At 73.9% G+C, this 19,000-nt stretch carries 24 protein-coding genes; 15 read left to right on the top strand and 9 right to left on the bottom strand.

The genetic code is table 11. The features are described from left to right. Window positions 1–186 precede the first annotated feature (186 nt). Complete coding sequence (locus ACTMS9_RS12705) at window positions 187–1,029, top strand: hypothetical protein (protein ID WP_441142111.1); 843 nt, start codon at window positions 187–189, stop codon at window positions 1,027–1,029. A gap of 89 nt (window positions 1,030–1,118) precedes the next feature. Here ACTMS9_RS12705 and ACTMS9_RS12700 read toward each other — a convergent pair whose 3' ends face one another. The 3 genes from ACTMS9_RS12700 to ACTMS9_RS12690 all read right to left on the bottom strand — a co-directional run bounded on the left by ACTMS9_RS12700 (window position 1,119) and on the right by ACTMS9_RS12690 (window position 4,007). After that, window positions 1,119–3,173 (bottom strand): amylo-alpha-1,6-glucosidase, encoded by a 2,055-nt coding sequence (locus ACTMS9_RS12700; RefSeq protein WP_441142112.1) that lies wholly within the window; start codon window positions 3,171–3,173, stop codon window positions 1,119–1,121. After that, the gene (locus ACTMS9_RS12695; protein ID WP_441142113.1) at window positions 3,170–3,550 is read right to left on the bottom strand and encodes an SCP2 sterol-binding domain-containing protein; all 381 of its coding nucleotides are present in this window, start codon (window positions 3,548–3,550) and stop codon (window positions 3,170–3,172) included. Before ACTMS9_RS12695 ends, ACTMS9_RS12700 begins: the two co-directional genes overlap by 4 nt. Window positions 3,551–3,632: 82 nt before the next feature. Further along, window positions 3,633–4,007 (bottom strand): DsrE family protein, encoded by a 375-nt coding sequence (locus tag ACTMS9_RS12690; RefSeq protein ID WP_441142114.1) that lies wholly within the window; start codon window positions 4,005–4,007, stop codon window positions 3,633–3,635. A 12-nt stretch (window positions 4,008–4,019) separates the two neighbouring features. On the opposite strand from ACTMS9_RS12690, the gene mtfM reads away from it, so the two are divergent. Together mtfM and ACTMS9_RS12680 are read left to right on the top strand one after the other, a co-directional pair. Further along, entirely contained in the window at window positions 4,020–4,124 is a 105-nt protein-coding gene (gene mtfM, locus ACTMS9_RS12685) for a small membrane protein MtfM (RefSeq protein ID WP_266320062.1), read from the top strand. Next, the gene (locus ACTMS9_RS12680) at window positions 4,121–4,723 is read left to right on the top strand and encodes an FABP family protein (protein ID WP_441142115.1); all 603 of its coding nucleotides are present in this window, start codon (window positions 4,121–4,123) and stop codon (window positions 4,721–4,723) included. The genes mtfM and ACTMS9_RS12680 overlap by 4 nt, the downstream gene beginning before the upstream one ends. Before the next feature lie 69 nt (window positions 4,724–4,792). Here ACTMS9_RS12680 and ACTMS9_RS12675 read toward each other — a convergent pair whose 3' ends face one another. Next, window positions 4,793–5,641 carry an aminotransferase class IV gene (locus tag ACTMS9_RS12675; RefSeq protein ID WP_441164963.1) on the bottom strand — a complete coding sequence of 283 codons (849 nt, stop codon included), beginning with the start codon at window positions 5,639–5,641 and terminating at the stop codon, window positions 4,793–4,795. A 54-nt stretch (window positions 5,642–5,695) separates the two neighbouring features. Beyond that, on the bottom strand, window positions 5,696–6,145 hold the full coding sequence (locus ACTMS9_RS12670; protein WP_441164962.1) for a hypothetical protein: 450 nt from the start codon (window positions 6,143–6,145) through the stop codon (window positions 5,696–5,698). A 125-nt stretch (window positions 6,146–6,270) separates the two neighbouring features. Between ACTMS9_RS12670 and ACTMS9_RS12665 the strand changes: the two genes are divergently transcribed. The 5 genes from ACTMS9_RS12665 (at window position 6,271) to ACTMS9_RS12645 (ending at window position 10,483) form a co-directional block, all read left to right on the top strand. Further along, the gene (locus ACTMS9_RS12665) at window positions 6,271–6,930 is read left to right on the top strand and encodes a TetR family transcriptional regulator (RefSeq protein ID WP_377605694.1); all 660 of its coding nucleotides are present in this window, start codon (window positions 6,271–6,273) and stop codon (window positions 6,928–6,930) included. A 31-nt stretch (window positions 6,931–6,961) separates the two neighbouring features. Further along, window positions 6,962–7,366, top strand: coding sequence for a Fur family transcriptional regulator (locus ACTMS9_RS12660; RefSeq protein ID WP_088960086.1), 405 nt, complete (start codon window positions 6,962–6,964; stop codon window positions 7,364–7,366). Then, window positions 7,363–8,475, top strand: coding sequence for a CAF17-like 4Fe-4S cluster assembly/insertion protein YgfZ (ygfZ, locus tag ACTMS9_RS12655; RefSeq protein WP_441142118.1), 1,113 nt, complete (start codon window positions 7,363–7,365; stop codon window positions 8,473–8,475). Before ACTMS9_RS12660 ends, ygfZ begins: the two co-directional genes overlap by 4 nt. A 126-nt stretch (window positions 8,476–8,601) precedes the next feature. Next, entirely contained in the window at window positions 8,602–9,429 is an 828-nt protein-coding gene (locus tag ACTMS9_RS12650) for a 3-keto-5-aminohexanoate cleavage protein (RefSeq protein ID WP_441142119.1), read from the top strand. 94 nt (window positions 9,430–9,523) lie between these two features. Beyond that, on the top strand, window positions 9,524–10,483 hold the full coding sequence (locus tag ACTMS9_RS12645) for an asparaginase (RefSeq protein ID WP_441164961.1): 960 nt from the start codon (window positions 9,524–9,526) through the stop codon (window positions 10,481–10,483). Between the two features lie 327 nt (window positions 10,484–10,810). On the opposite strand, the gene ACTMS9_RS12640 is transcribed toward ACTMS9_RS12645, so the two are convergent. Next, a complete protein-coding gene (locus tag ACTMS9_RS12640; RefSeq protein ID WP_441142605.1) occupies window positions 10,811–11,602 on the bottom strand; it encodes an alpha/beta fold hydrolase in 792 nt (263 codons plus the stop codon). Window positions 11,603–11,719: 117 nt separating this feature from the next. Here ACTMS9_RS12640 and ACTMS9_RS12635 point away from each other — a divergent pair, with 117 nt between their 5' ends. The 5 genes from ACTMS9_RS12635 (at window position 11,720) to ACTMS9_RS12615 (ending at window position 14,984) form a co-directional block, all read left to right on the top strand. Continuing rightward, window positions 11,720–12,304: a helix-turn-helix domain-containing protein gene (locus ACTMS9_RS12635; protein ID WP_441164960.1), complete on the top strand. Its 585-nt coding sequence runs from the start codon at window positions 11,720–11,722 to the stop codon at window positions 12,302–12,304. Further along, entirely contained in the window at window positions 12,301–12,966 is a 666-nt protein-coding gene (locus ACTMS9_RS12630) for a hypothetical protein (protein WP_441142122.1), read from the top strand. Before ACTMS9_RS12635 ends, ACTMS9_RS12630 begins: the two co-directional genes overlap by 4 nt. A 73-nt stretch (window positions 12,967–13,039) precedes the next feature. Beyond that, window positions 13,040–13,354, top strand: coding sequence for a DUF2516 family protein (locus ACTMS9_RS12625; protein ID WP_210773656.1), 315 nt, complete (start codon window positions 13,040–13,042; stop codon window positions 13,352–13,354). Then, a complete protein-coding gene (locus ACTMS9_RS12620) occupies window positions 13,351–14,238 on the top strand; it encodes an alpha/beta fold hydrolase (protein WP_441142123.1) in 888 nt (295 codons plus the stop codon). The genes ACTMS9_RS12625 and ACTMS9_RS12620 overlap by 4 nt, the downstream gene beginning before the upstream one ends. 11 nt (window positions 14,239–14,249) lie before the next feature. Further along, window positions 14,250–14,984 carry an alanyl-tRNA editing protein gene (locus tag ACTMS9_RS12615; protein ID WP_179802030.1) on the top strand — a complete coding sequence of 245 codons (735 nt, stop codon included), beginning with the start codon at window positions 14,250–14,252 and terminating at the stop codon, window positions 14,982–14,984. A gap of 65 nt (window positions 14,985–15,049) precedes the next feature. Here the strand turns inward: ACTMS9_RS12615 and ACTMS9_RS12610 are convergent, their stop codons facing one another. Both ACTMS9_RS12610 and ACTMS9_RS12605 read right to left on the bottom strand, forming a co-directional pair. Continuing rightward, on the bottom strand, window positions 15,050–15,232 hold the full coding sequence (locus tag ACTMS9_RS12610) for a hypothetical protein (protein WP_441164959.1): 183 nt from the start codon (window positions 15,230–15,232) through the stop codon (window positions 15,050–15,052). A 52-nt stretch (window positions 15,233–15,284) separates the two neighbouring features. Continuing rightward, complete coding sequence (locus tag ACTMS9_RS12605) at window positions 15,285–15,962, bottom strand: nucleotidyltransferase domain-containing protein (protein ID WP_280839486.1); 678 nt, start codon at window positions 15,960–15,962, stop codon at window positions 15,285–15,287. A gap of 77 nt (window positions 15,963–16,039) precedes the next feature. Here ACTMS9_RS12605 and ACTMS9_RS12600 point away from each other — a divergent pair, with 77 nt between their 5' ends. Continuing rightward, complete coding sequence (locus tag ACTMS9_RS12600; RefSeq protein WP_441164958.1) at window positions 16,040–16,957, top strand: SDR family oxidoreductase; 918 nt, start codon at window positions 16,040–16,042, stop codon at window positions 16,955–16,957. Here ACTMS9_RS12600 and ACTMS9_RS12595 read toward each other — a convergent pair. Then, window positions 16,948–17,931: a helix-turn-helix transcriptional regulator gene (locus ACTMS9_RS12595; protein WP_441164957.1), complete on the bottom strand. Its 984-nt coding sequence runs from the start codon at window positions 17,929–17,931 to the stop codon at window positions 16,948–16,950. The two genes, ACTMS9_RS12600 and ACTMS9_RS12595, sit on opposite strands and share 10 nt — an antisense overlap. A 54-nt stretch (window positions 17,932–17,985) precedes the next feature. On the opposite strand from ACTMS9_RS12595, the gene ACTMS9_RS12590 reads away from it, so the two are divergent. Then, on the top strand, window positions 17,986–18,777 hold the full coding sequence (locus tag ACTMS9_RS12590; protein ID WP_441142201.1) for an EI24 domain-containing protein: 792 nt from the start codon (window positions 17,986–17,988) through the stop codon (window positions 18,775–18,777). The last annotated feature ends 223 nt before the right edge of the window (window positions 18,778–19,000 follow it).

The following is a 19,000-nucleotide window of genomic DNA, read 5'->3' as shown; positions in this document are numbered from 1 at the left end:
GCAACGGCGACACCGCCGTGACCGCCGGACGGGGCATCAACGAGGTCTCCGTGACCGTCGCCTGACCCACGCTCTGATCGGCCCGGGGCCGGTCACCCCACCCGGGGTGACCGGCCCCGGTCGTCCGCCCGGCTTCCGCCGCAGGGGGCGGCCGGCCCGACGGCGGGCGCGTGACACGATGGGCGGGTGAGCGGTGCTGTCCAGGCGGGGTGGGCCCCGCCGAGTGGTCCTTCCGAGCCGGCGCCCACCCGAGGGTGGCCGCGCTGGTTGCTGGCGGTGACCGTGCTCTGGGCGGTGCTGCTGGGCGCGCTGACCTGGTGGTCCGTGCGGCACGACCCGCCGACCGTGCGCGAGCAGCGCACCCTCGCCGAGGCCGTACCGGTGGTCGACCGGGCGGTCGGCCGCCTGGTCGCCGCCACCGGTGACGGGGCCTGGCAGTTGGCCGTGCCGCGGTTCGACCGGGGCTGTCGGGTCACCCCGATGGACGACGGCGCGTCGCTGGCCCGGGACCTGGACGTGGTGGTGGCCGAGGGCGGGGAACGGGCGCTGCTGGAGGCCGTCGCCAAACGGCTCCCCGCGGACTGGCGCGCCGGCGTCCATCTCGGCTCCGACGGTCCCCGGCTGCGGGCCGACGCCGGTGAGTTCGTCGCGGTGCACGGCCGAGTGGTCACCCCCGGCCGGGTCCGGCTGACGGTGGACACCGGTTGCCGCCCGGACGACGTGGCATACGCGACACTCCTTCCCGGCTACGCCGGCGAGCCGGCCCTGGACGAGGCGCTGCGCGCGCTCGGCCGTCCGGCGGGCACCCCGGAACAGGTCGTCGCGCCCTGCCCCGGCGGCGGGCTCGCCCGGACCGCCTGGGTCGCCGCCGGGTCCGCGCCGGCGCCGCTGGCGGGGCTGAAGCCGCTGGCCGCCGGCGACGCGGTGGTGGACACCCCCGAGGTGTACGCCTACCGGCGCGGCACGGCCGTCGTCCTGGCCGACGCGACCGGCGAGCAGGTCCGGGTCTCCGCCTCCACCGGCTGCTGATCCCGCTCGGCACCCGCGCGGTCGGGCGCTGCTGGTCCCCGCGACGCCCGCGCGGTCAGCGCTGGCTCATCCCTCGGCGTCGGCGCAGGTCAGCGGTCGTGCCGGCTGTCGTGCGGGGTGCGGCTGCGGCCGAGGGCGTCCACCTGGCCCCACCGGCCGGGGATGTCCAGCAGTTCCACCCGGCCCATGCCCTCCGGCACCGCCGGGTCGATGATCAGGTGCTCGCCCTGCGGCTCCAGCCCGAGCATCACCCGCAGCAGCAGCAGGGGCGTCCCGGCCGACCAGGCCTGCGGACTGCACGCCGTGGGGTACTGCACCGGGTACTCGGTGAGGTGGCGGTCGTAGCCGGCGAACGCCTCCGGGAGCCGTCCGTGGAAGTACCGGGAGGCGCTGAGCATGCTCTCGCAGATGCGTCCGGCCTCTTCGCGGAAGCCGTACCGGGCGAGGCCCCAGGCGATGAAGGCGTTGTCGAACGGCCAGACCGTCCCGACGTGGTAGCCGACCGGGTTGTACCGCCCCTGGTCGCTGGCGAGCGTGCGTACCCCCCAGCCGGAGAAGAGCAGGGGGTCGAGCAGGAGGTGGGCGATCCGCTCGGCCCGGGACTCGTCCACGATGCCGCTCCACAGCAGGTGCCCGATGTTGGAGGAGAGCGCGTCCACGTGCCGCCCCTCCGGGTCGAGGGCGAGCGCGAAGTACTCGCGCTCGGGGATCCAGAAGTCCCGGTTGAAGCGCTCCTTGAGGGCGGCGGCCTCGCGTTCCAGCCGCTCGGCGTAGGCGGGGTCGTTCCAGAACAGCCGGGCCAGCCGGGCGCCGCGCAGCTTCGCGTCGTACGCGTACCCCTGGAGTTCGCAGGTGGCCCGGGGGAAGCCCGGCAAGCGGCCGTCGGAGTAGGAGATCGAGTCCCACGAGTCCTTCCAGCACTGGTTCTGCAGGCCGGTGTCCGGGTTGCGGGTGCGGTACCAGAGGTAGCCCGTGCCGAGCAGGTCGCCGTAGCTGTCGATCCAGGCCAACGCCGCCCGGGCCGGGAACTCCAGCTGCCGCACCAGGTCGGCGTCGCCGGTCCACCGCTCGTACTCGTCGAGCAGGATCACGAAGAGCGGGGTGGAGTCGGCGGAGCCGTAGTAGGGCGAGTGCGGCTGCTCCTCGAAGCCGGCCGTCTCGCCGTAGCGCAGCTCGTGCAGGATCTTGCCCGGTTCCTCGTCGCGGAAGTCGTCCAGGCGGTGACCCTGCAACCCGGCCAGCATCATGATGGTCGGCGGGACCAACTCGGGCAGGAACGGCAGCACCTGGAGCGAGGTGAGGATGCTGTCCCGGCCGAAGAGCGTCATGAACCAGGGCAGACCCGCCGCCAGCAGCCGTACGCGGAGGGTGATCGACTCGTAGCGCAGCGCGGCGAGGTCGCTGATGCTCTGCCGGTACGCCGCGGCCAGCGGCTCGCAGTCGCAGCCCAGTTTGGGCGCGTTGTCGACCAGCTCCTGCTGCTCCGCCTGGATGGCGGCGGGGCTGCGGGCGCCGCGCAGCGGGGTGGTCGCGCGAAAGTCCTCCCCGCGGGCGCCGTAGATCAGCGTCGACACGTGCAGCCGGGTCGTCCACTCGGCGTGCGGGCCGACGAGGATCGCCCAGGTCATCCCGCCCGGGTCCACCTCGGCGGGTGCGCTGCTGGTGATCACGGTCTCCCGGTGGAACGCCTCCCGCCGGTAGGTCAACCGCAGTTCGTTCTCGCCGACGGTTGCGGTGGTCCGGCCCGCCTTGGTCCGCCTGTGTTTGATCTCGAAGAGGTCGGCGAAGTCGGAGCCCATCTCCAGCCGGAGGTTGAACCGCATCTCCCGCTCGGAGTGGTTGAGCACGGTGAGTTCCTCGCCGAGGCTGCCGCCGATGGCCCGCCTGCGGATTACCGACACCTTGGCGTCGAGGTAGTGCGTCGGCTCGCCGGGGACCAGGAAGTACCGGGTCCGGTAGGACTGCGAGTCGTCGATCGACAGGGCGTGCAGCCGCTCCCCGTCGAGGGTGAGCAGCCAGGTGGCGAGGAAGCGGGTGTCGAACGAGAAGAGCCCGGTGGGGAAGTCGAACGACGGTTCGATGTCGCCGCGGCGGTCGCAGACGACGAAGGTGTTGCCGTCGAGGATGCTGACCGGCTGCCTCATCCCGACCGTCCGACCTGCTCGCGGGCGGTCTCCCGGGGGTCCCGGGTCCCGGGCGGGTCGGGGAAGAACCGGCGGAAGATGAGGAAGAGCAGGACGTTGCCGCTGAAGGTGGTCTCGTTGCGCAGGACCGCGGAGACGCCCTGCGCCCGGCCGGTGACCAGCCGCTCGAAGAGGTCCTTGCTGCTGTTCCAGATCGCGTCCGCGGGGCCGCGGGCCCGGGTGACGACCACTTCGCCCTGGCTCAGCTGGACCAGCCAGTGCTCGGTGCGGTTGTCCGTGGTGAGGTCGATCTGGATCGTCCCGCTGACCGGGGTGCGCAGCACCGCCGGGGCGCGCGCCGGCAGCGATGCGAAGAACTCCTCTATCGCCTCGTCCACAACCGAATGGTAGGCAGCGGACTGGCAAGCCGGGACATTATCGGCAGTCCGCGCAGATCGGACATAAGCGTCCGGGGGTAGGTCAGTAGACCAGCGCTTGGGCCCCCTCGGCCATCGCCTCCTCGACGAAGACGGCCGCGCCCGCGATGCGTACCCCGGGCAGCACGTCGCCGGGACCGATGTCCCGGCGGGCGGCGCACTGGGTGCAGGCGGTGACCCGACCGGTGGTGAGGATGATGTGCAGCAGCTCCGCCAGGGGCGCGGAGTGCGGCAGCTCGAACTGCTCCGCCCGACCGGGGAGGACGAACCAGGTCGACTCGCCGGTCAGCCAGAGCGACACCTCCACCCCGGCTGCGGCGGCGGTGGCGGCGACCGTGAAGGCCTGGGCGCACCGCTCCGGGGCGTCCGCCCCGGCGGTGGCCTTGACGACGAGAGTGCGGGCCATGACGCCCAGCATAGGATGACCATGATGGTTACCGAGATCGGGTTCGTCAGCCTGCTGGTCGCGGGCCTCGGCGCGCTCGCCGGTGGCCTGGTCTACCTTGCCGTACGCATATCGAGAGGTAATTGGTGAGCGCGAACCCGTCGGATGAGAACCCGCTGCAGCCGCCGTGGCTGAACGCGCCGCCGGTCGAGGAGTACCCGTACGAGGAGAGCCACGACCTGCGGGTCGGCCCGAAGCTGCACCCGGCGCTCGACGGCCTGCTGCCGTACGTCGGGGTGTGGCGGGGGCGCGGCCGGGGTGGCTTCCCCACCATCGAGGACTTCGACTTCGCCCAGGAGATCCGGATCAGCCACGACGGCCGGCCGTTCCTGCTCTACGAGTCACGGGCGTGGATCCTCGACGAGCAGAGCCGGCCGGTGCGGCCCGCCGGGCGTGAGGTCGGCTGGTGGCGGCCGGTGCTCAGCGGCGACCGGGCCACCGACGAGCTGGAGGCGCTGATGATGAGCCCCACCGGGATCATGGAGCTCTACATCGGCAAGCGCAGCGGCACCCAGATCGAGTTCGCCACCGACGCGGTCGTGCGGACCTCCACCGCCAAGGAGGTCACCGCCGGCGCCCGGCTCTTCGGCATCGTCGAGGGCGCCCTGCTCTACGCCCAGGAGATGGCCGGCATGGGCCAACCCCTCTCGCCGCACCTCTCTGCCCGCCTCATCCGCGTGGCCGGCTGACCCACCCTCCGGCACGCCCACCCCGGACCCGCGGTGATCGACAACTCCGCGTTCCGGACCCGGCTGGGGTCAGGGAACGGGGTGGGCCAGGAGGGCCTGGAGGGCCGGGGTGTGCGGGGAGCGGGGGAGGCGCGTGGCGTCGAGGCTGCGGAACTCCGCCAGGCCGCGCACCGACGAGGTGAACCAGACGCCGTCGGCCTCGACCAGCCGCCGCGGCGTGGCCATCCGCTCGGCGGCGGCGAAGCCCAGCTCCCCGGCGTGGGCGAGCAGCCAGGCGCAGGTGGTGCCGGGGAGGATGCCGGTCGCGGCGGCCGGGACGGTGCAGAGCGTCCCGCTCTCCAGCCACACCACGTTGGCGCTCGGCCCCTCCAGCACGTACCCGTCCGTGGCGGTCCAGAGCACGTCGTCCACCCCGTTGCGGGCGGCCCAGCGCCGGGCGGCGCCGCTCACCCCGTACGAGGTGGACTTGACGCCGGTGGGGAGCCAGCCCAGCTCCGGCCGGGCCGCCGCGGCCACGCCGAGGGGCAGGGTGGCCACGCCGACACCGTCCCGTCGGGCCCGTCGGGCGGACGGCGGCACCTCGCCGAGGGTGGCGTAGACGGTTGACGGGCCGCCGCCCTCCGGGCCCCGGGTGCAGACCAGCCGGAGCGCGCCCTCCACCTCCGCCGGCCAGCCGGCGGCCACGCTCTCCAGCAACTCGACCAGGGCGTCCTCGGCGGGCAGCGGCAGCTCCACGGCGGCGGCGCCGGCCCGCAGCCGGGCCAGGTGCGCCGCGCGCAGCCAGGGCCGCCCGCCCCGCAGGTGCATCGTCTCGAAGAGGCCGTCGCCGTGCAGCACGCCGAGGTCGTCGCCGCGCAGCACCGGCTCCCCACCGGGTACGACGCCCCGGCCGAGCACGGCGACCCTGGTTGCCTCCATGACCATCGAGCCTAGACAGTGGCCGGGGCGCCGGGTCGCGCCCGCCTGCCCGGGTCAACCCCGCGCGGCGGCCAGTTCGGCGTTGGCCCGCTCGGTGACCAGGGTCAGCACGCGGGCGGTGACGGCCAGGTCGGCGGCGGGGATGTCCGCGTACACCCGGCCGGCGATGCCGGCGCTGATCTCGGCGATCCGGCGCTGCCGGGCCCGGCCGGCGTCGGTCAGGTCCACCCGGGCTTCGTCGGCCGGCAGCACCCGCACCAGGCCGGCCTCGGCCAACTCGGCGATCGTCGCCAGCACCGCCGCCGCGTCGACCTTCAAGGTGCTGGTCATCCGGTCCACCAGCCGGGAGCGGTCGAGCGTCCCGCCGGCGTTGGCGACGGCGTTGAGGGCCAGGGCCTGCGGGAAGGACGTGCCGGTCGGGGCCAACTCGCCTTCGAGGACCGCGCGGGTGGCGTAGTGGGCCAGGCCGACGACCTGGCCGTTGAGGGTGGGAGTGGTCGACATCGGTCGCTCCTTCGTTCGCTCCATGCTTTCGATACTCAGAGCATATTGAGACGCAGTCTCATTTGGCAACAAGTTTCTAAGGGTGTCAGGTCTCTCCCCGGTCGGGATGCGGCTAGATTGCCGCCATGACCGCCGACTCCTCGACGTCCGACCGGGCCCTGCCGCTGCGGGAGCGCAAGAAGCTGCGGACCCGGCGCGCGCTCGCCGACGCCGCGCTGCGCATGTTCACCGAGCGGGGCTTCGAGGCCACCACGGTGGAGGAACTGGTCGACGCGGTGGAGGTGTCCCGGAGCAGCTTCTTCCGGATCTTCCCGGCCAAGGAGGCCGCCGCCATCGAGGCGGAGGCGGAGCTCTGGTCGGCCTACCTGGCCGCCCTGGAGCGGCGCGCCCTGTCCGGCCTCGTCCTCACCGAGCTGAGCGACCTGCTGGGCGAGGTGGTCACCGGGCTCGGAGCCGACTGGGCGGACCGCTACGTCGCCACCCGGCGGCTCGTGCTGACCTCGCCCGCCCTGCTCGCCTACGCCGCCCACTACCGCGCCGAGGTCGAGCAGCGGATCACCGACCGGCTGGCCGGCAAGCTCGCGCTGCCTCCCGGGGACCTCCGGCCCCAGGTCCTCGCCGAGGTCACCACCACCGCCTGGCGCCTGGCCGCCCGGGCCTGGGTGCACGGCGGCGGTCAGGGCGGGCTGCCGACCCTCGTCGAGCGGGTCGCGCGCGCCTTCCGGGCCATTCCCGCGAGCCTGGAGCTTTCCGCGCCGGAACGACCGGCCGGCGCCGAACTATGATCGGACGGTGTCCGAATCCTCCCTCGCGGAAATGCTCCGCTCCCGTGGGCTGCGGCTGACGGCGCAGCGGCAGCTGGTGCTCCAGGCCGTGCTGGACCTGGGGCACGCCACGCCGGAGCAGGTGCACACGGCGGTCCGGGAGGTCGCCGCGGGCGTCAACATCACCACCATCTACCGGACCCTGGAGCTGCTGGAGCGGCTCGGGCTGGTGACCCACACCCACCTGTCGCACGGGTCGCCGACCTACCACGCGGCGGGTGAGCACCAGCACGTCCACCTGGTCTGCCGCGAGTGCGGGGCGATCGACGAGATGGATCCCGAGCTGCTCCGTCCCCTCGCCGACCAGCTCGTGGCCGAGCGTGGGTTCCGGGTCGACATCGGGCACGTGGCGCTCTTCGGCGTCTGCGGCCACTGCGAGGACGGGGAACCAAAATGATCGACATCGCGGGCGCGGTGGCCGTCGAGGCCATCGACGAGGCCAGTCGCGACCAGCCGGAGCCGGCGCACCGCGCCGCCGGGGTCCGGGGCGTCGCCGCGCACTACGGGGACCCGATGCGCGAGCAGCGCACCCTGGCCACCGGGGTCGGCCTGGTCGACCGGTCGCACCGCGGCGTGGTCGCGGTGCCCGGCGAGGAGCGGATCGGTTGGCTGCACACGCTGACCAGCCAGCACCTCAACGCGCTGAAGCCCTGGCAGGGCACCGAGCTGCTGGTGCTCAGCCCGCACGGGCACGTGGAGCAGCACGCGATGGTCGCCGAGGACGGCGAGACCACCTGGCTCGACACCGAGCCGGGCGCCACCGAGGGGCTGCTGTCGTACCTGGAGAAGATGCGGTTCTTCAGCCGGGTCGAGCCGCGCGACGCGACCGCCGACCACGCGCTGCTCTCGCTGGTCGGTCCGGAGGCGGTCGCGGCCGTCGCGGCGCTCGGCGTCACCGGGCTGGCCGACCCCGACGTGGTCGCGGTGCCGGGTCCGAAGTTCCGCTCCGACGAGCTGCCGTCCCGGCCCACCGCCGTGTACGACGTGCGGCCGCTGCCCGTCGGCGGCTGGGCCCGCCGGGGCCCGCTCGGCGTGGATCTGCTGGTGCCCCGGCCCGCCATGGACCAGGTCGTGGCCGAGCTGCGCGGCAACGGGGTGCCGGTGGCCGGGCTGTGGGCGTACGAGGCGGTGCGGGCGGCCGCCCGGCTGCCCCGGGTCGGGGTGGACACCGACCACCGGACCATCCCCGCCGAGGTGGGTCTGATCGCCCCGGCGGTGCACCTGAACAAGGGCTGCTACCGGGGGCAGGAGACGGTGGCCCGGGTGCACAACCTGGGCAAGCCGCCGCGCCGGCTCGTACTGCTGCACCTGGACGGGGTCACCACCGACCAGCCGCCGGCCGCCGGCACGCCGGTGATCCTGGACGGCCGGGCGGTCGGCTTCGTCGGCACCGCCGTGCACCACTACGAGCTGGGGCAGGTCGCCCTCGCCGTGGTCAAACGCAACGTCGGCGACGACGCCTCCCTGCTGGTGGGGGAGACCGCCGCGGCGATCGACCGGGAGTAAGGGTGCCGGGCCCGCGCCCACGTTGCAGGAAGTCTTCCTTCCCGCCGGGCGCGGTCCCGCCATTCTTCCGTCATTCCCGGCTCCGGCCGTCGACCGGAGCCGGCCGGGGCGGCTAGGATCCCGGGCATGAGCACAGGGACGTTGATCACGGTTGCCCCCACCGGCGCGGAGTCGGCCAAGGCGGAGGTGCCGGCGCTGCCGGTGACCCTCGACGAGCTGCTGCTGACGGCCAAGGAGTGCGAGGCGCTCGGCGCCGCCGTGATCCACGTCCACATCCGCGACGACGAGGCGCGGCCGACCCTGGACCAGGGCCGGCTGCGGGACACCGTGGCGGCGCTGCGGGAGAGCACCGACCTGATCGTGCAGCTCTCCTCCGGCGGCGCGGTGACCGACCCGGAGTCCGCCCGGCTCGCCGTGCTCGAAGCCGGGCCGGACATGGCCTCCTGCACCATGGGCACGCTCAACTTCGGCGACGACGTCTTCCTCAACCGGTGGGAGTTCATCGTCGACCTGCACACCCGGATGCAGGAGCGCGGCATCGTCCCCGAGTACGAGATCTTCGACCTGGGCCACCTCACCGCCCTGCAGCGGCTGCTCGGCAAGTACGGGCTGCCGCACGGCGGCCACGTGCACGTCGACTTCGTGATGGGCGTGCCGGGCGGCATGCCGGGCACCACCCAGGCGCTGGTCGCCGCCCATCAGGCGCTGCGTGACCTGCCGGAGGGCGCCACCTTCTCGGCCACCGGCGTCGGGCGCAGCACCATCCCGGTGCTGCTGGCCTCGCTCTCGGCCGGCGGCCACCTGCGGGTCGGCATGGAGGACACGGTCACCTACGCCAAGGGCCAGCCGGTCGAGTCCAACATGCAGCTGGTCGCCCGGGCGGTCGGGTTCGCCCAGCTCGCCCAGCGTCCGCCGCTGACCACCGCCGAGGCCCGCACGCTGCTCGGCCTGTAAGGCCGGCCCCGCCGCCCACCCCTGTACGGCCACCGCCGACGTCCCTGGTCACCCGGCTGCCGAGCCCTGCGGAGGCGTCGGTACCGTCCACTTCGTGGGAAAGACGTACGAGGGCGGCGTGCCGCTCGTCGAGGTGGTCCGGTCCGGTTTCGTGGAGGGCGTGCACCGCGGCTCGGTGGTGGTGCTCGACGCCGGTGGCGTACCGGTGGCCGGGGCGGGGGACGTCACCTCGCCGATCTTCCCGCGCTCGGCGAGCAAGCCGATGCAGGCGATCGGGATGCTGCGCGCCGGCCTACCGCTGACCGACCCGGCCGACGTGGCGCTGGTCTCCGCCAGCCACGCCGGCGAGGAGTTCCACCTGGCCCGGGTGGCGGCGCTGCTGGCCCGGGCCGGGCTGGACGGCTCGGCCCTGCACTGCCCGCCCGACCTGCCCGTCGGTGAGGCGGCCCGGGAGGCGGTGCTGCGCGCCGGCGGCGGGCCGACCCGGGTGCAGATGAACTGCTCCGGCAAGCACAGCGGGATGCTGCTGACCTGCGTGGCGGCCGGCTGGCCGCTGGACGGCTACTGGCGGCCGGAGCACCCCCTGCAGCAGCGGCTGACCGCCACCATCGAGGAGTTCACCGGCGAGGAGGTGGCGGCCGTCGGGGTGGACGGCTGTGGCGCGCCGGTGCTCGCCGTCTCGCTGACCGGGCTGGCCGGGGCGTACCTGCGGCTGGTCTCCGCCGAGCCGGGGTCGGTGGAGCGGACCGTGTCCGACGCGATGCGGGCGTACCCGGAGCTGGTCGGCGGGACCCGGGCCGAGGACACCCGGCTGATGCGGGGCGTACCCGGGGCGTTGGCCAAGGTGGGCGCGGAGGGCGTGATCGCCGCGGCCGTGCCCGGCGTGGGCGCGATCGCCCTCAAGATCGACGACGGCGCCGCGCGGGCCCGGATGCCGGTGCTGGTCTCCGCGCTGCGCCGGCTCGGCGTCGACGCCCCGGTGCTGACCGAGTACGCCGAGCTGCCGCTGCTCGGCGGCGGCCTGCCGGTCGGGGTCGTGCGGGCCGCCTGGTGACGCCCGGTCCGCGCCCCGCCGCCTGACAGTGGCGCGTCGCAGCCGGTGGCGCCGTGACGCGCCGTGGTGCGGGCGGCCGGCGGCACCGCGACGTCTCGTGGTGCGGGCGGCCGCGGTGTCGCTACGAGCGTGAGTCCCGTCCGGCAGCAGACTTCCGTGGGCGTGATACCTGTCAGGCATAAATATGCCTGACAGGCATCACGCTCATGGGCCACACATCCTGCCGAGCGCGACACGCCCGGGTGGGCCGGACGGTAGGCCGCGCCGCTCTCCGGCCTGCCGGAAGGGCCGGCACGCGACGCCTGTGCGGGGGCCGGCCCGGCCCGGTCAGCGCAGGAAGTCGCGCAGGGCGGCGTCGACCGCCTCCGGGCGCTCCAGCGGCAGCAGGTGGGCGGCGTCCGGCACGTCGGGCAGGCGCACCGCGCCGGGCACCTCGGCCGCGATCCGGTCGGCGAGCCGGGAGATGTCCGGGACGTCGGCGGCGCCGGCGGTGACCAGCACGGGCAGTCGCAGCTCACCGAGGCGTTCGATCGCCGGCGGGTCGAGGTCGTCGACCTCCACCGCGCTGAGCGCCTGCTCGGCGGCGAGCGCCCGCTGGTCCATCTCCTCGGCGAAGGCGACCAGGCCCGGGTCGACGTCCTCCGGGCGGCGGCCGGGGCCGACCACCCAGAACCGCACCTCGCCGGCCGCGCTCGCCGCGAAGTCCTCCGGGTCCACCTCGCCGACCAGCTTCTCCCAGAGCTGCTCGGCCTCCTCGGACCACTGGTTACCGGCGACGGCCGAACCGAAGAGCGCGAGGGCGGAGACCCGCTGCGGGTGCGCCAGCGCGGTGTCGACCGCCACCGCCCCGCCGAACGAGCAGCCGACCAGGGCGGCCCGCTCGATGCCCAGCGCGTCCAGCACCGCGACCACGTCGTCGTGGTGGGCGAAGGACGCCGGCGGCAGCTCGGAGTCGCCGTAGCCGCGCAGGTCGAGCGCGATCACCCGGTGCCGTTCGGCGAGGGCGGGCGCCAGGTGCCGCCACATCCGCCGGTCCGCGATGCCGGCGTGCAGCAGGAGCACCGGGCTGCCGCTGCCCAGGTCGTCGTAGGCGAGCCGGGCACCGTTGATGTCGATCATCGTCACGCGTGCAAGCTACGCAGCGGACACCCGGTCCGCAACCGCCTGTTGTTATCTTGCTAACTCTGGCTAGCGCTTTGCTTGCTCTAGTTAGCACCGCGGACTACCGTTGGGCCCATGGCCGCACCCAAGGATCTACCCGACGTCGGCGGATTCATCCGTGACCTGCGCCGGAACGCCAAGATCTCGCTGCGCCAGCTCGCCGAGCAGGCCGGGGTGAGCAACCCGTACCTGAGTCAGATCGAGCGCGGGCTGCGCAAGCCGAGTGCCGAGGTGCTCCAGCAGCTCGCCAGCGCGCTGCGGGTCTCCACCCCGGCGATGTACCTGCGCGCCGGGCTGCTCGACGACAAGGAGGGTCAGGGGGTGCTCGCGGCGATCGCCGTCGACCCCGACCTGACGATGGCGCAGAAGCAGTCGCTCACCCAGATCTACGAGACCTTCCGCCGGGAGAACGTCCGGCTCGCCGAGGCGACCGCCGCGGCCGGCCCGGAGACCACCCCGGCGGCGGAACCCAGCGCACCGGCCGAGCCGACCGGGGCGGCCGCCACCGTCACGCCGGCCGCGACCGGCCCCACCACCGGAGACGGCACCCCGACCGAGGCCGTCCTCGAATCGGTCGCCGTCACCGAGGCGGGCCCCGCGCCCGCCCCCGTCACCCCCGACAGCAAGGCCGCGGAAGCGGCCGAGGAGGAGAAGTCATGACCCAGCCGAAGACCAACCGCATCCCGGCCCCGCTCTACGCCGCCGCCGGCGCCGGCGAGCTGGCGTACCAGCAGCTCCGCAAGCTCCCGACCGTGGTGAGCGAGCTGGGCACCAAGGTCGTCGCCGACGGCACCAAGGTGGTCACCGAGATCGGCGGCAAGGCCGTCGTCACCGGCTTCGAGCTGCGCCAGAAGGCCACCGAGACCTTCAAGACCGCCAACCTGACCGCGACCGGCCTGCGCGAGAAGGCCGTCCCGGCCGACCTCGACCTGGACAAGCTGCGCGAGGCCGCCACCCGCAACGCCGCCGCGCTGCTGGTCGGTGCGCAGGCCGCCCAGGAGCGCGCGCTGGCCGCGTACGGCGCGCTGATCGCCCGCGGCGAGCGCGTCGTCGGTGCCGGCGTGCTCGAGGCCGCCGACACCGTTAACGCCGACATCGAGGCGACCGACGCCACCCTCCCGGCCGAGGTGAAGAACGAGGTCGCGACGGCCGCCACCGCACCGGCCGAGGCGGAGATCCCCACCCCGGCCGAGGTGGCCGAGGTCGTCGAGGCCAAGCCGGCCACCGCGAAGACCACCCGGGCGCGGGCCGCCAAGCCGGCCGCCACCCCGTCGGCGAAGCTGCCGAAGGCCACCAAGCGGACCCGTCCGGCCGCCCAGTAACCGTCGCAAACCGCTACGACCCCGGAAGCGTCCTGTGGGACGTTTCCGGGGTCGTCGGCATATGCTGGCCGGCATGGCCATCGCCGCGCCGATCTTCGTGTTCGAAGTCCGCTATGTGATCGAGCTGATCCTGCTCGTCTTCGCCCTGGCCGTCCAGGGCATCGCCCTGGTACACGCGATCACCCAGCGCGCCGACGCGTTCCCGGCGATCGGCACCCTGCCCAAGGGCGGCTGGATCGCCATCCTGGCGGTCTGTCTGGTGCTCACCCTGCTCGGCTTCGGCGCGCTCAGCATCTTCGGGCTGATCGGCATCGCGGCCGGCCTGATCTACCTGCTCGACGTCCGGGTCGGGCTGCGCGACCTGCACGACGGCAAAGGGTTCTGGTGAGAGGTTTCCGCTGGCCCCCGCCGCCCGACGGCGGACCCCGCACCTGGGGGCCCGGCCCGGGCGCGCCACGTACCGGCCGACCGGCCCTGCCCGAGCCGGAGACCGAGCTGGTCACCACGCCGCACGGCGTACGGCTGGAGCGGCTGGTCACCGGCGCCGGTGACCCGGCCACCGTCTTCGCGCACGGGCTCGGCAACGGCATCGCCACCACCCGCCCGTTCGGCAGCGCGGTCACCGGCCGCAAGATCTTCTTCCAGTTCCGCGGGCACGGGCGTTCGGACGCGCCGCCCGGCCCGTGGAGCTACCTGGACCTTGCCCGTGACCTGCGGGCCGTCGCCGACCTCGGTGGGGCCACCCGCGCGTTCGGGGCCAGCCTCGGGGCCGGGGCGCTCTGCCGGCTGCTGCTGGAAAGCCCCGACCGCTTCGAGAAGCTGGTCTTCTTCCTGCCAGCGGTGCTCGACAAACCCCGCGGCCCGGTCGCCCGGCAACGGCTGACCGACCTGCTGGACGCGGTGGCCGACGGTGACGCCTCGGCCGTCGCCGACGTGGTCTCGCTCGAGGTGCCGGCGGCGGTGCGCAACACCCCGGCGGGCTGGGCGTACCTGCGGCAGCGGCTCGACCAGTTGCTGCGCGACGGGCTCGCCCCCGGGCTGGCCGACCTGCCGGAGCAGGCCCCGCTGCGGGACGTCTCCGCACTCGCCGCGGTGACCGCCCCGGCCCTGGTGATCGGCTGTGCCGGCGATGACCTGCACCCGGCGCACGTCGCCGAGAAGCTGGCCGCGGCGCTGCCGCACGCCACCCTGCACCTCTACGACCGCCCGGGTTTCGCCTGGACCGAACGCGCCGACCTGCGGGAGCGGATCTCGACGTTCCTCAACAGGTAGCGTCTGCTGTCATGGGCGTCACACACCACGGCCGTACCCACCGTCTCGATCTCGCCGACCCCACCCTGCGGGAGTGGGAGTGCACGGTGCTCGCCGCCGACGAGCAGGGCGTCGTGCTGGACCGGTCGGCGTTCTACCCGGGCGGCGGCGGCCAGCCGCCGGACCACGGCGTGCTGCTGTGGCAGGGCGTGCAGACCCGGATCGTCGGCACCCGCAAGGGCGACGACCTCTACCTGATCCCCGCCGAGGGAGATCCGGTGCCGCCGGTCGGCACCACGGTCACCGGCGCGGTGGCCGACGAGCGGCGGACCCGCCTGATGCGCACCCACTCCGGCCTGCACGTGCTCTGCGGCGTGGTGTTCCGCGACTTCGGCGCGCTGGTCACCGGCGGCAACATGGAGCCGGGGGAGGCCAGGATGGACTTCAACCTGCCCGAGGTGCCGCCGGACTTCAAGACCCGGATCGAGGAGCTGGTCAACGCCGAGGTGGCCGCCGACCGGTCGGTCGCCGTGCGGGTGCTGCCCCGGGCCGAGGCGCTGGCCCTGCCGGACATCATCCGTACCCAGTCCAACCTGATCCCGCCGGACGAGCAGGAGGTCCGGATCGTCGACATCGTCGGGCTGGACGTGCAGGCCGACGGCGGCACCCACGTCGCCTCGACCGCCCAGATCGGCAAGGTGCAGGTGGTCAAGGTGGAGAGCAAGGGCCGCGCCAACCGCCGGGTCCGGGTCAGGCTGGCCGACTAGGGCGTACGGCCGCCTCGTCCGCACGGTGTCCCCGGCACCGCTGGACCGGTGCCGGGGACGACGGGTCAGACGAGGTCCACGCGTTCCCGCTCGATCGGGTAGCCCGCCCGGGCGAAGACGGCGGCCATCGGGTGGTTGGTCTGGTCCGTGGCGGCCACGATGTCCGTTACGCCGCCCTCGACCAGCAGGTGCGTCCCCTCGACCAGCAGGTCGTACGCGTAGCCGTGGCCGCGTTGCTCGGGGACCACGCCGACGAAGCCGATTAGCACCGGGGCCGGCGCCCGGCCGAGCGGTTTTCGCTCAGCCGGCCGGCGGCAGGTGGGCGGCGCGCACGTCGAGCAGCCAACCCTCCACCGTCGCCTCGTCCGGCCGCTCCGGCAGCGGCGTACGGCTGGTGTCGAAGTCCCGCTGCGCCGCGGCGACCAGCGCCTCCGCCTCGTCCAACGCGCCGCCGGCCACCCGCTCGCCGAAGGCACGGAACCACTCCGGGTCGGCCAGCCGGATCTCCAGCACGCCGGTCGCGTAGAGCACCCGGCCCTGGTGCAGCAACCGGGCCAGGTGCCGGGCGTGCTTCGCCGAGCGCCGCCGCCCGCCCAGGGACGAGTCGCGGGTGGTGAGCTTGCGGAACTGCTGCGTGGCGTACCCGAGGTAGGCGTCGCGGACCCGGGGCGCGCTGAGGAACGCCGACCGGATCGCGATCAGCCGCTCGCCGAACTCCGTCCGGGTCTCGTAGCAGTCGTCCGGCAGCCACATCAGCTCGGTGGCGGTCGGGTTGCCGCTCAGCGCGAGCTTCGCGTACTTGCCGGCCTCGTGCAGGGTGACGTCCGGGTCGGTGGTTACCACGGACTCCTTCGGCGGGTGCAGGCCGTGGAACGCGACGGTGGGCGCGGCGAAGACCCCGATCCGGTCGACGTCCGAGCCCGGCCCGGCCAGCCCGTACGCGACCGACCCGACGATTCCGGAGAGCAGCAGGTGCATGCCGGCGAGCATGACGCACGACACCCGATCGCGAAACCGGACTTCGGGTGTCAGGTTTTCCTGTCAGGGTCGGACGCATGACGACGAAACCGCTGACAGGGAAGATCGCGCTGGTCGCCGGGGCGACGCGGGGCGCCGGCCGGCAGATCGCCATCCAGCTCGGCGCGGCCGGGGCGACCGTCTACGCCACCGGCCGCAGCAGCCGGGCCGGCCGCTCCGAGATGGACCGCCCGGAGACCATCGAGGAGACCGCTGAGCTGGTCACCGCGGCCGGCGGCACCGGCATCGCCGCCCGGGTCGACCACCTCGTCCCCGACGAGGTCCGGGAGTTGGTCGCCCGGATCGACACGGAGCAGGGCCGGCTGGACGTGCTGGTCAACGACATCTGGGGCGGCGACCCGCTGATCACCTGGGAGAAGCCGGTCTGGGAACAGCCCCTGGACGCCGGCTTCCGTACCCTGCGCCTGGCGATCGACACGCACATCATCACCAGCCACTTCGCGCTGCCCCTGCTGATCCGCCGTCCAGGTGGGCTGGTCGTGGAGATCGGGGACGGCACCCGGTCGTACAACGACGAGAACTACCGGCTCTCGGTCTTCTACGACCTGGCCAAGGTGTCGGTGAACCGGCTCGCGTTCAGCTGGGGGCACGAACTGAAGCCGCACGGTGGCACGGCCGTCGCGCTGACTCCCGGTTGGATCCGGTCCGAGGCCATGCTGGAGCACTACGAGGTCACCGAGGAGAACTGGCGCGACGGCGCGGCGAAGGACCCGCACTTCCTCATCTCGGAGACCCCGGCCTTCGTCGGACGCGCGGTCGCGGCGCTCGCCGCGGATGAGGGGAAGGCCCGCTGGAACCAGGCCTCCGTCTCGGCCGGCGAGCTGTCCCAGGTGTACGGGTTCACCGACGTCGACGGCAGCCGGCCGGACGCCTTCCGCTACATCGCCGAGGTGGTCGACGCCGGCAAGCCCGCCGACGTCACGGGCTACCGCTGATCGGTGGGGAGGTAGCGGGCGGCGGACCGCCTCGCGGCGTCCGCCAGCATCTCCCTCAGCTCCGGCGGTTCCAGCACCTCCACCTCCGGCCCCAGCCCCAGCATCTGCGAGTACGCCACCTCGACGGACTCGACGGGCAGCCGGGTCATCACCCACCCCTGCCCGTCGGGCTCGCCGGCGGCGGCGAGCGCCTCGGCGTACACGAAGGGGGCGTCGGCGAGGTGCCGGAGCCGGCGCAGGCCGGCGGGGCTCAGGCGGATCGTCACCTCGGCCCGGAGCATGCTCCGCAGGAACGCCTCGGCCTGCTCCCGCCAGTACGCGGCCAGGTCGAAGTTGTCGTCCCGGTCGAAGCTCTCCCCACCCACCTCGACGCCCGTCACCCGGTCCACCCGGTACGTCCGGTACCGGTCGCCGACGCAGCCGACCAGGTACCAGATCCCGCTCTTGAGGACCAGCCCGTAGGGGCACAGCTCCCGCGTGACCTCCCGGTCGCCGCGCCGGTAGCGCAGCTCGACCACCCGGTCCCGCCAGACCGCCCGGGCCAGGTCGGCCAGCCACGGTGGCGGCGCGGACTCCCGGAACCAGCCCGGCACGTCCAGGTGGAACCGCTGCCCGGCGCGGGCGGGGGCGTCCCGCAGGCTCGGCGGCAGCGCGGCGAGCACCTTCAGCTCGGCGGCCGCCACCGCGTCCGCCAGCCCCATCTCACCGGCCGGGCCGGGCAGGCCGGAGAGGAAGAGCGCCTCGGCCTCGTCCCGGGTCAGGCCGGTCAGTCGGGTCCGGTAGCCGCCGAGGAGGCGGTACCCGCCGGCCCGGCCTCGGTCGGCGTAGACCGGCACCCCGGCGGCGGAGAGCGCCAGCACGTCCCGGTAGACCGTCCGCTCGGACACCTCCAGCTCGCGGGCCAGTTCGGCGGCGGTCATCGTGCCGCGGGACTGCAACAGCAGCACCAGGGAGATCAGCCGGGACGCGCGCACCCGACCATCCTGCCCGGCTCCGGGGCGTGCCGGTGAGCACTAGGCTCTCCGCTCGTGAACGCACCCAGCATCGCCGCGCCGGTCACCGGCGCCGTCGGTCGATTCCTCTCCGGCGTCGGGCTGCTCCTGCGCGGCCTCGGCCTCTACGTCCGCAGCCCGGGGCTGATGCTGCTCGGCATCGTGCCGGCGCTGATCTCCGGTGCGGTCTTCCTGTCCGCCTTCGCCGCCCTGGTGTACTTCGTGGACGACCTGGCCGCGCTGGTCACCCCGTTCGCCGACGACTGGTCGACCACCGCGCGGAGCCTGGTCCGGGTGATCGCCGGGCTGGCCTTCCTCGGGCTGGGCGGGCTGCTGGCGGTGGTCAGCTTCACCGCGGTCACCCTGGTCATCGGTGACCCGTTCTACGAGAAGATCTCCGAGCGGGTGGAGGAGCGCCTCGGTGGCACCCCGGGCGGGGTGGAGGTGACGTTCTGGGCCTCGCTGCGGCGCAGCGTCGTCGACTCCCTGCGGCTGGTCGGGCTGTCGGTGCTGTTCGGCATCCCGCTCTTCGCCGCCGGGTTCATCCCAGTCGTCGGCCAGACGGTGGTGCCGGTGATCGGGGCGGCGGTGGGTGGCTGGCTGCTCGCCGTCGAACTGGTGGGGGCGCCGTTCTCCCGGCGCGGGCTACGGCTGCCCGACCGCCGGTCGATCCTGAAGGCGGACCGGCCCACCACGCTCGGCTTCGGCGTGGCGGTCTTCCTGTGCTTCCTGATCCCGCTCGGCGCCGTGCTGGTCATGCCGGCCGCCGTCGCCGGGGCCACCCTGCTCACCCGCCGGTCGCTCGGTCAGCCCGTCGTGGAGAGCTGACATGGAGATCACGAGGCCGGCGTAGGCACGACCCTGAAGTCCGACCTCCGATGTCCGAGCCCGCCCACCGAACCAGCCGTACCCGCTCCGCGACGACCGGTTCCAGCGGGTCCGTCGCCGAACCCGGGCGTCGTCCCCCGAAAGGTCGTCGCCGTGAGTAGCCAGAGCCACTCTCACGGACCGTGAGTGGTCACGGGGGAGCCTCGATTGCCTTCCCCGCGCT

This window comes from Micromonospora sp. L31, from assembly GCF_052068075.1.
Classification (GTDB): Bacteria; Actinomycetota; Actinomycetes; order Mycobacteriales; family Micromonosporaceae; genus Micromonospora; species Micromonospora purpureochromogenes.
Note: the sequence above shows the minus strand (reverse complement) of the source record. Positions and strands in the feature narration are given on the sequence as shown.

Bases quoted from the DNA above. Each gene is read 5' to 3' on its own strand.
- ACTMS9_RS12640 (WP_441142605.1), bottom strand. From the start codon at position 11,602: ATGATCGACATCAACGGTGCCCGGCTCGCCTACGACGACCTGGGCAGC.
- ACTMS9_RS12650 (WP_441142119.1), top strand. From the start codon at position 8,602: ATGAGCACAGGGACGTTGATCACGGTTGCCCCCACCGGCGCGGAGTCG.
- ACTMS9_RS12690 (WP_441142114.1), bottom strand. From the start codon at position 4,007: ATGCTGGGCGTCATGGCCCGCACTCTCGTCGTCAAGGCCACCGCCGGG.
- ygfZ (WP_441142118.1), top strand. From the start codon at position 7,363: ATGATCGACATCGCGGGCGCGGTGGCCGTCGAGGCCATCGACGAGGCC.
- mtfM (WP_266320062.1), top strand. From the start codon at position 4,020: ATGGTTACCGAGATCGGGTTCGTCAGCCTGCTGGTCGCGGGCCTCGGC.
- ACTMS9_RS12625 (WP_210773656.1), top strand. From the start codon at position 13,040: ATGGCCATCGCCGCGCCGATCTTCGTGTTCGAAGTCCGCTATGTGATC.
- ACTMS9_RS12630 (WP_441142122.1), top strand. From the start codon at position 12,301: ATGACCCAGCCGAAGACCAACCGCATCCCGGCCCCGCTCTACGCCGCC.
- ACTMS9_RS12665 (WP_377605694.1), top strand. From the start codon at position 6,271: ATGACCGCCGACTCCTCGACGTCCGACCGGGCCCTGCCGCTGCGGGAG.
- ACTMS9_RS12670 (WP_441164962.1), bottom strand. From the start codon at position 6,145: ATGTCGACCACTCCCACCCTCAACGGCCAGGTCGTCGGCCTGGCCCAC.
- ACTMS9_RS12660 (WP_088960086.1), top strand. From the start codon at position 6,962: ATGCTCCGCTCCCGTGGGCTGCGGCTGACGGCGCAGCGGCAGCTGGTG.
- ACTMS9_RS12605 (WP_280839486.1), bottom strand. From the start codon at position 15,962: ATGCACCTGCTGCTCTCCGGAATCGTCGGGTCGGTCGCGTACGGGCTG.
- ACTMS9_RS12700 (WP_441142112.1), bottom strand. From the start codon at position 3,173: ATGAGGCAGCCGGTCAGCATCCTCGACGGCAACACCTTCGTCGTCTGC.
- ACTMS9_RS12675 (WP_441164963.1), bottom strand. From the start codon at position 5,641: ATGGAGGCAACCAGGGTCGCCGTGCTCGGCCGGGGCGTCGTACCCGGT.
- ACTMS9_RS12635 (WP_441164960.1), top strand. From the start codon at position 11,720: ATGGCCGCACCCAAGGATCTACCCGACGTCGGCGGATTCATCCGTGAC.
- ACTMS9_RS12615 (WP_179802030.1), top strand. From the start codon at position 14,250: ATGGGCGTCACACACCACGGCCGTACCCACCGTCTCGATCTCGCCGAC.
- ACTMS9_RS12600 (WP_441164958.1), top strand. From the start codon at position 16,040: ATGACGACGAAACCGCTGACAGGGAAGATCGCGCTGGTCGCCGGGGCG.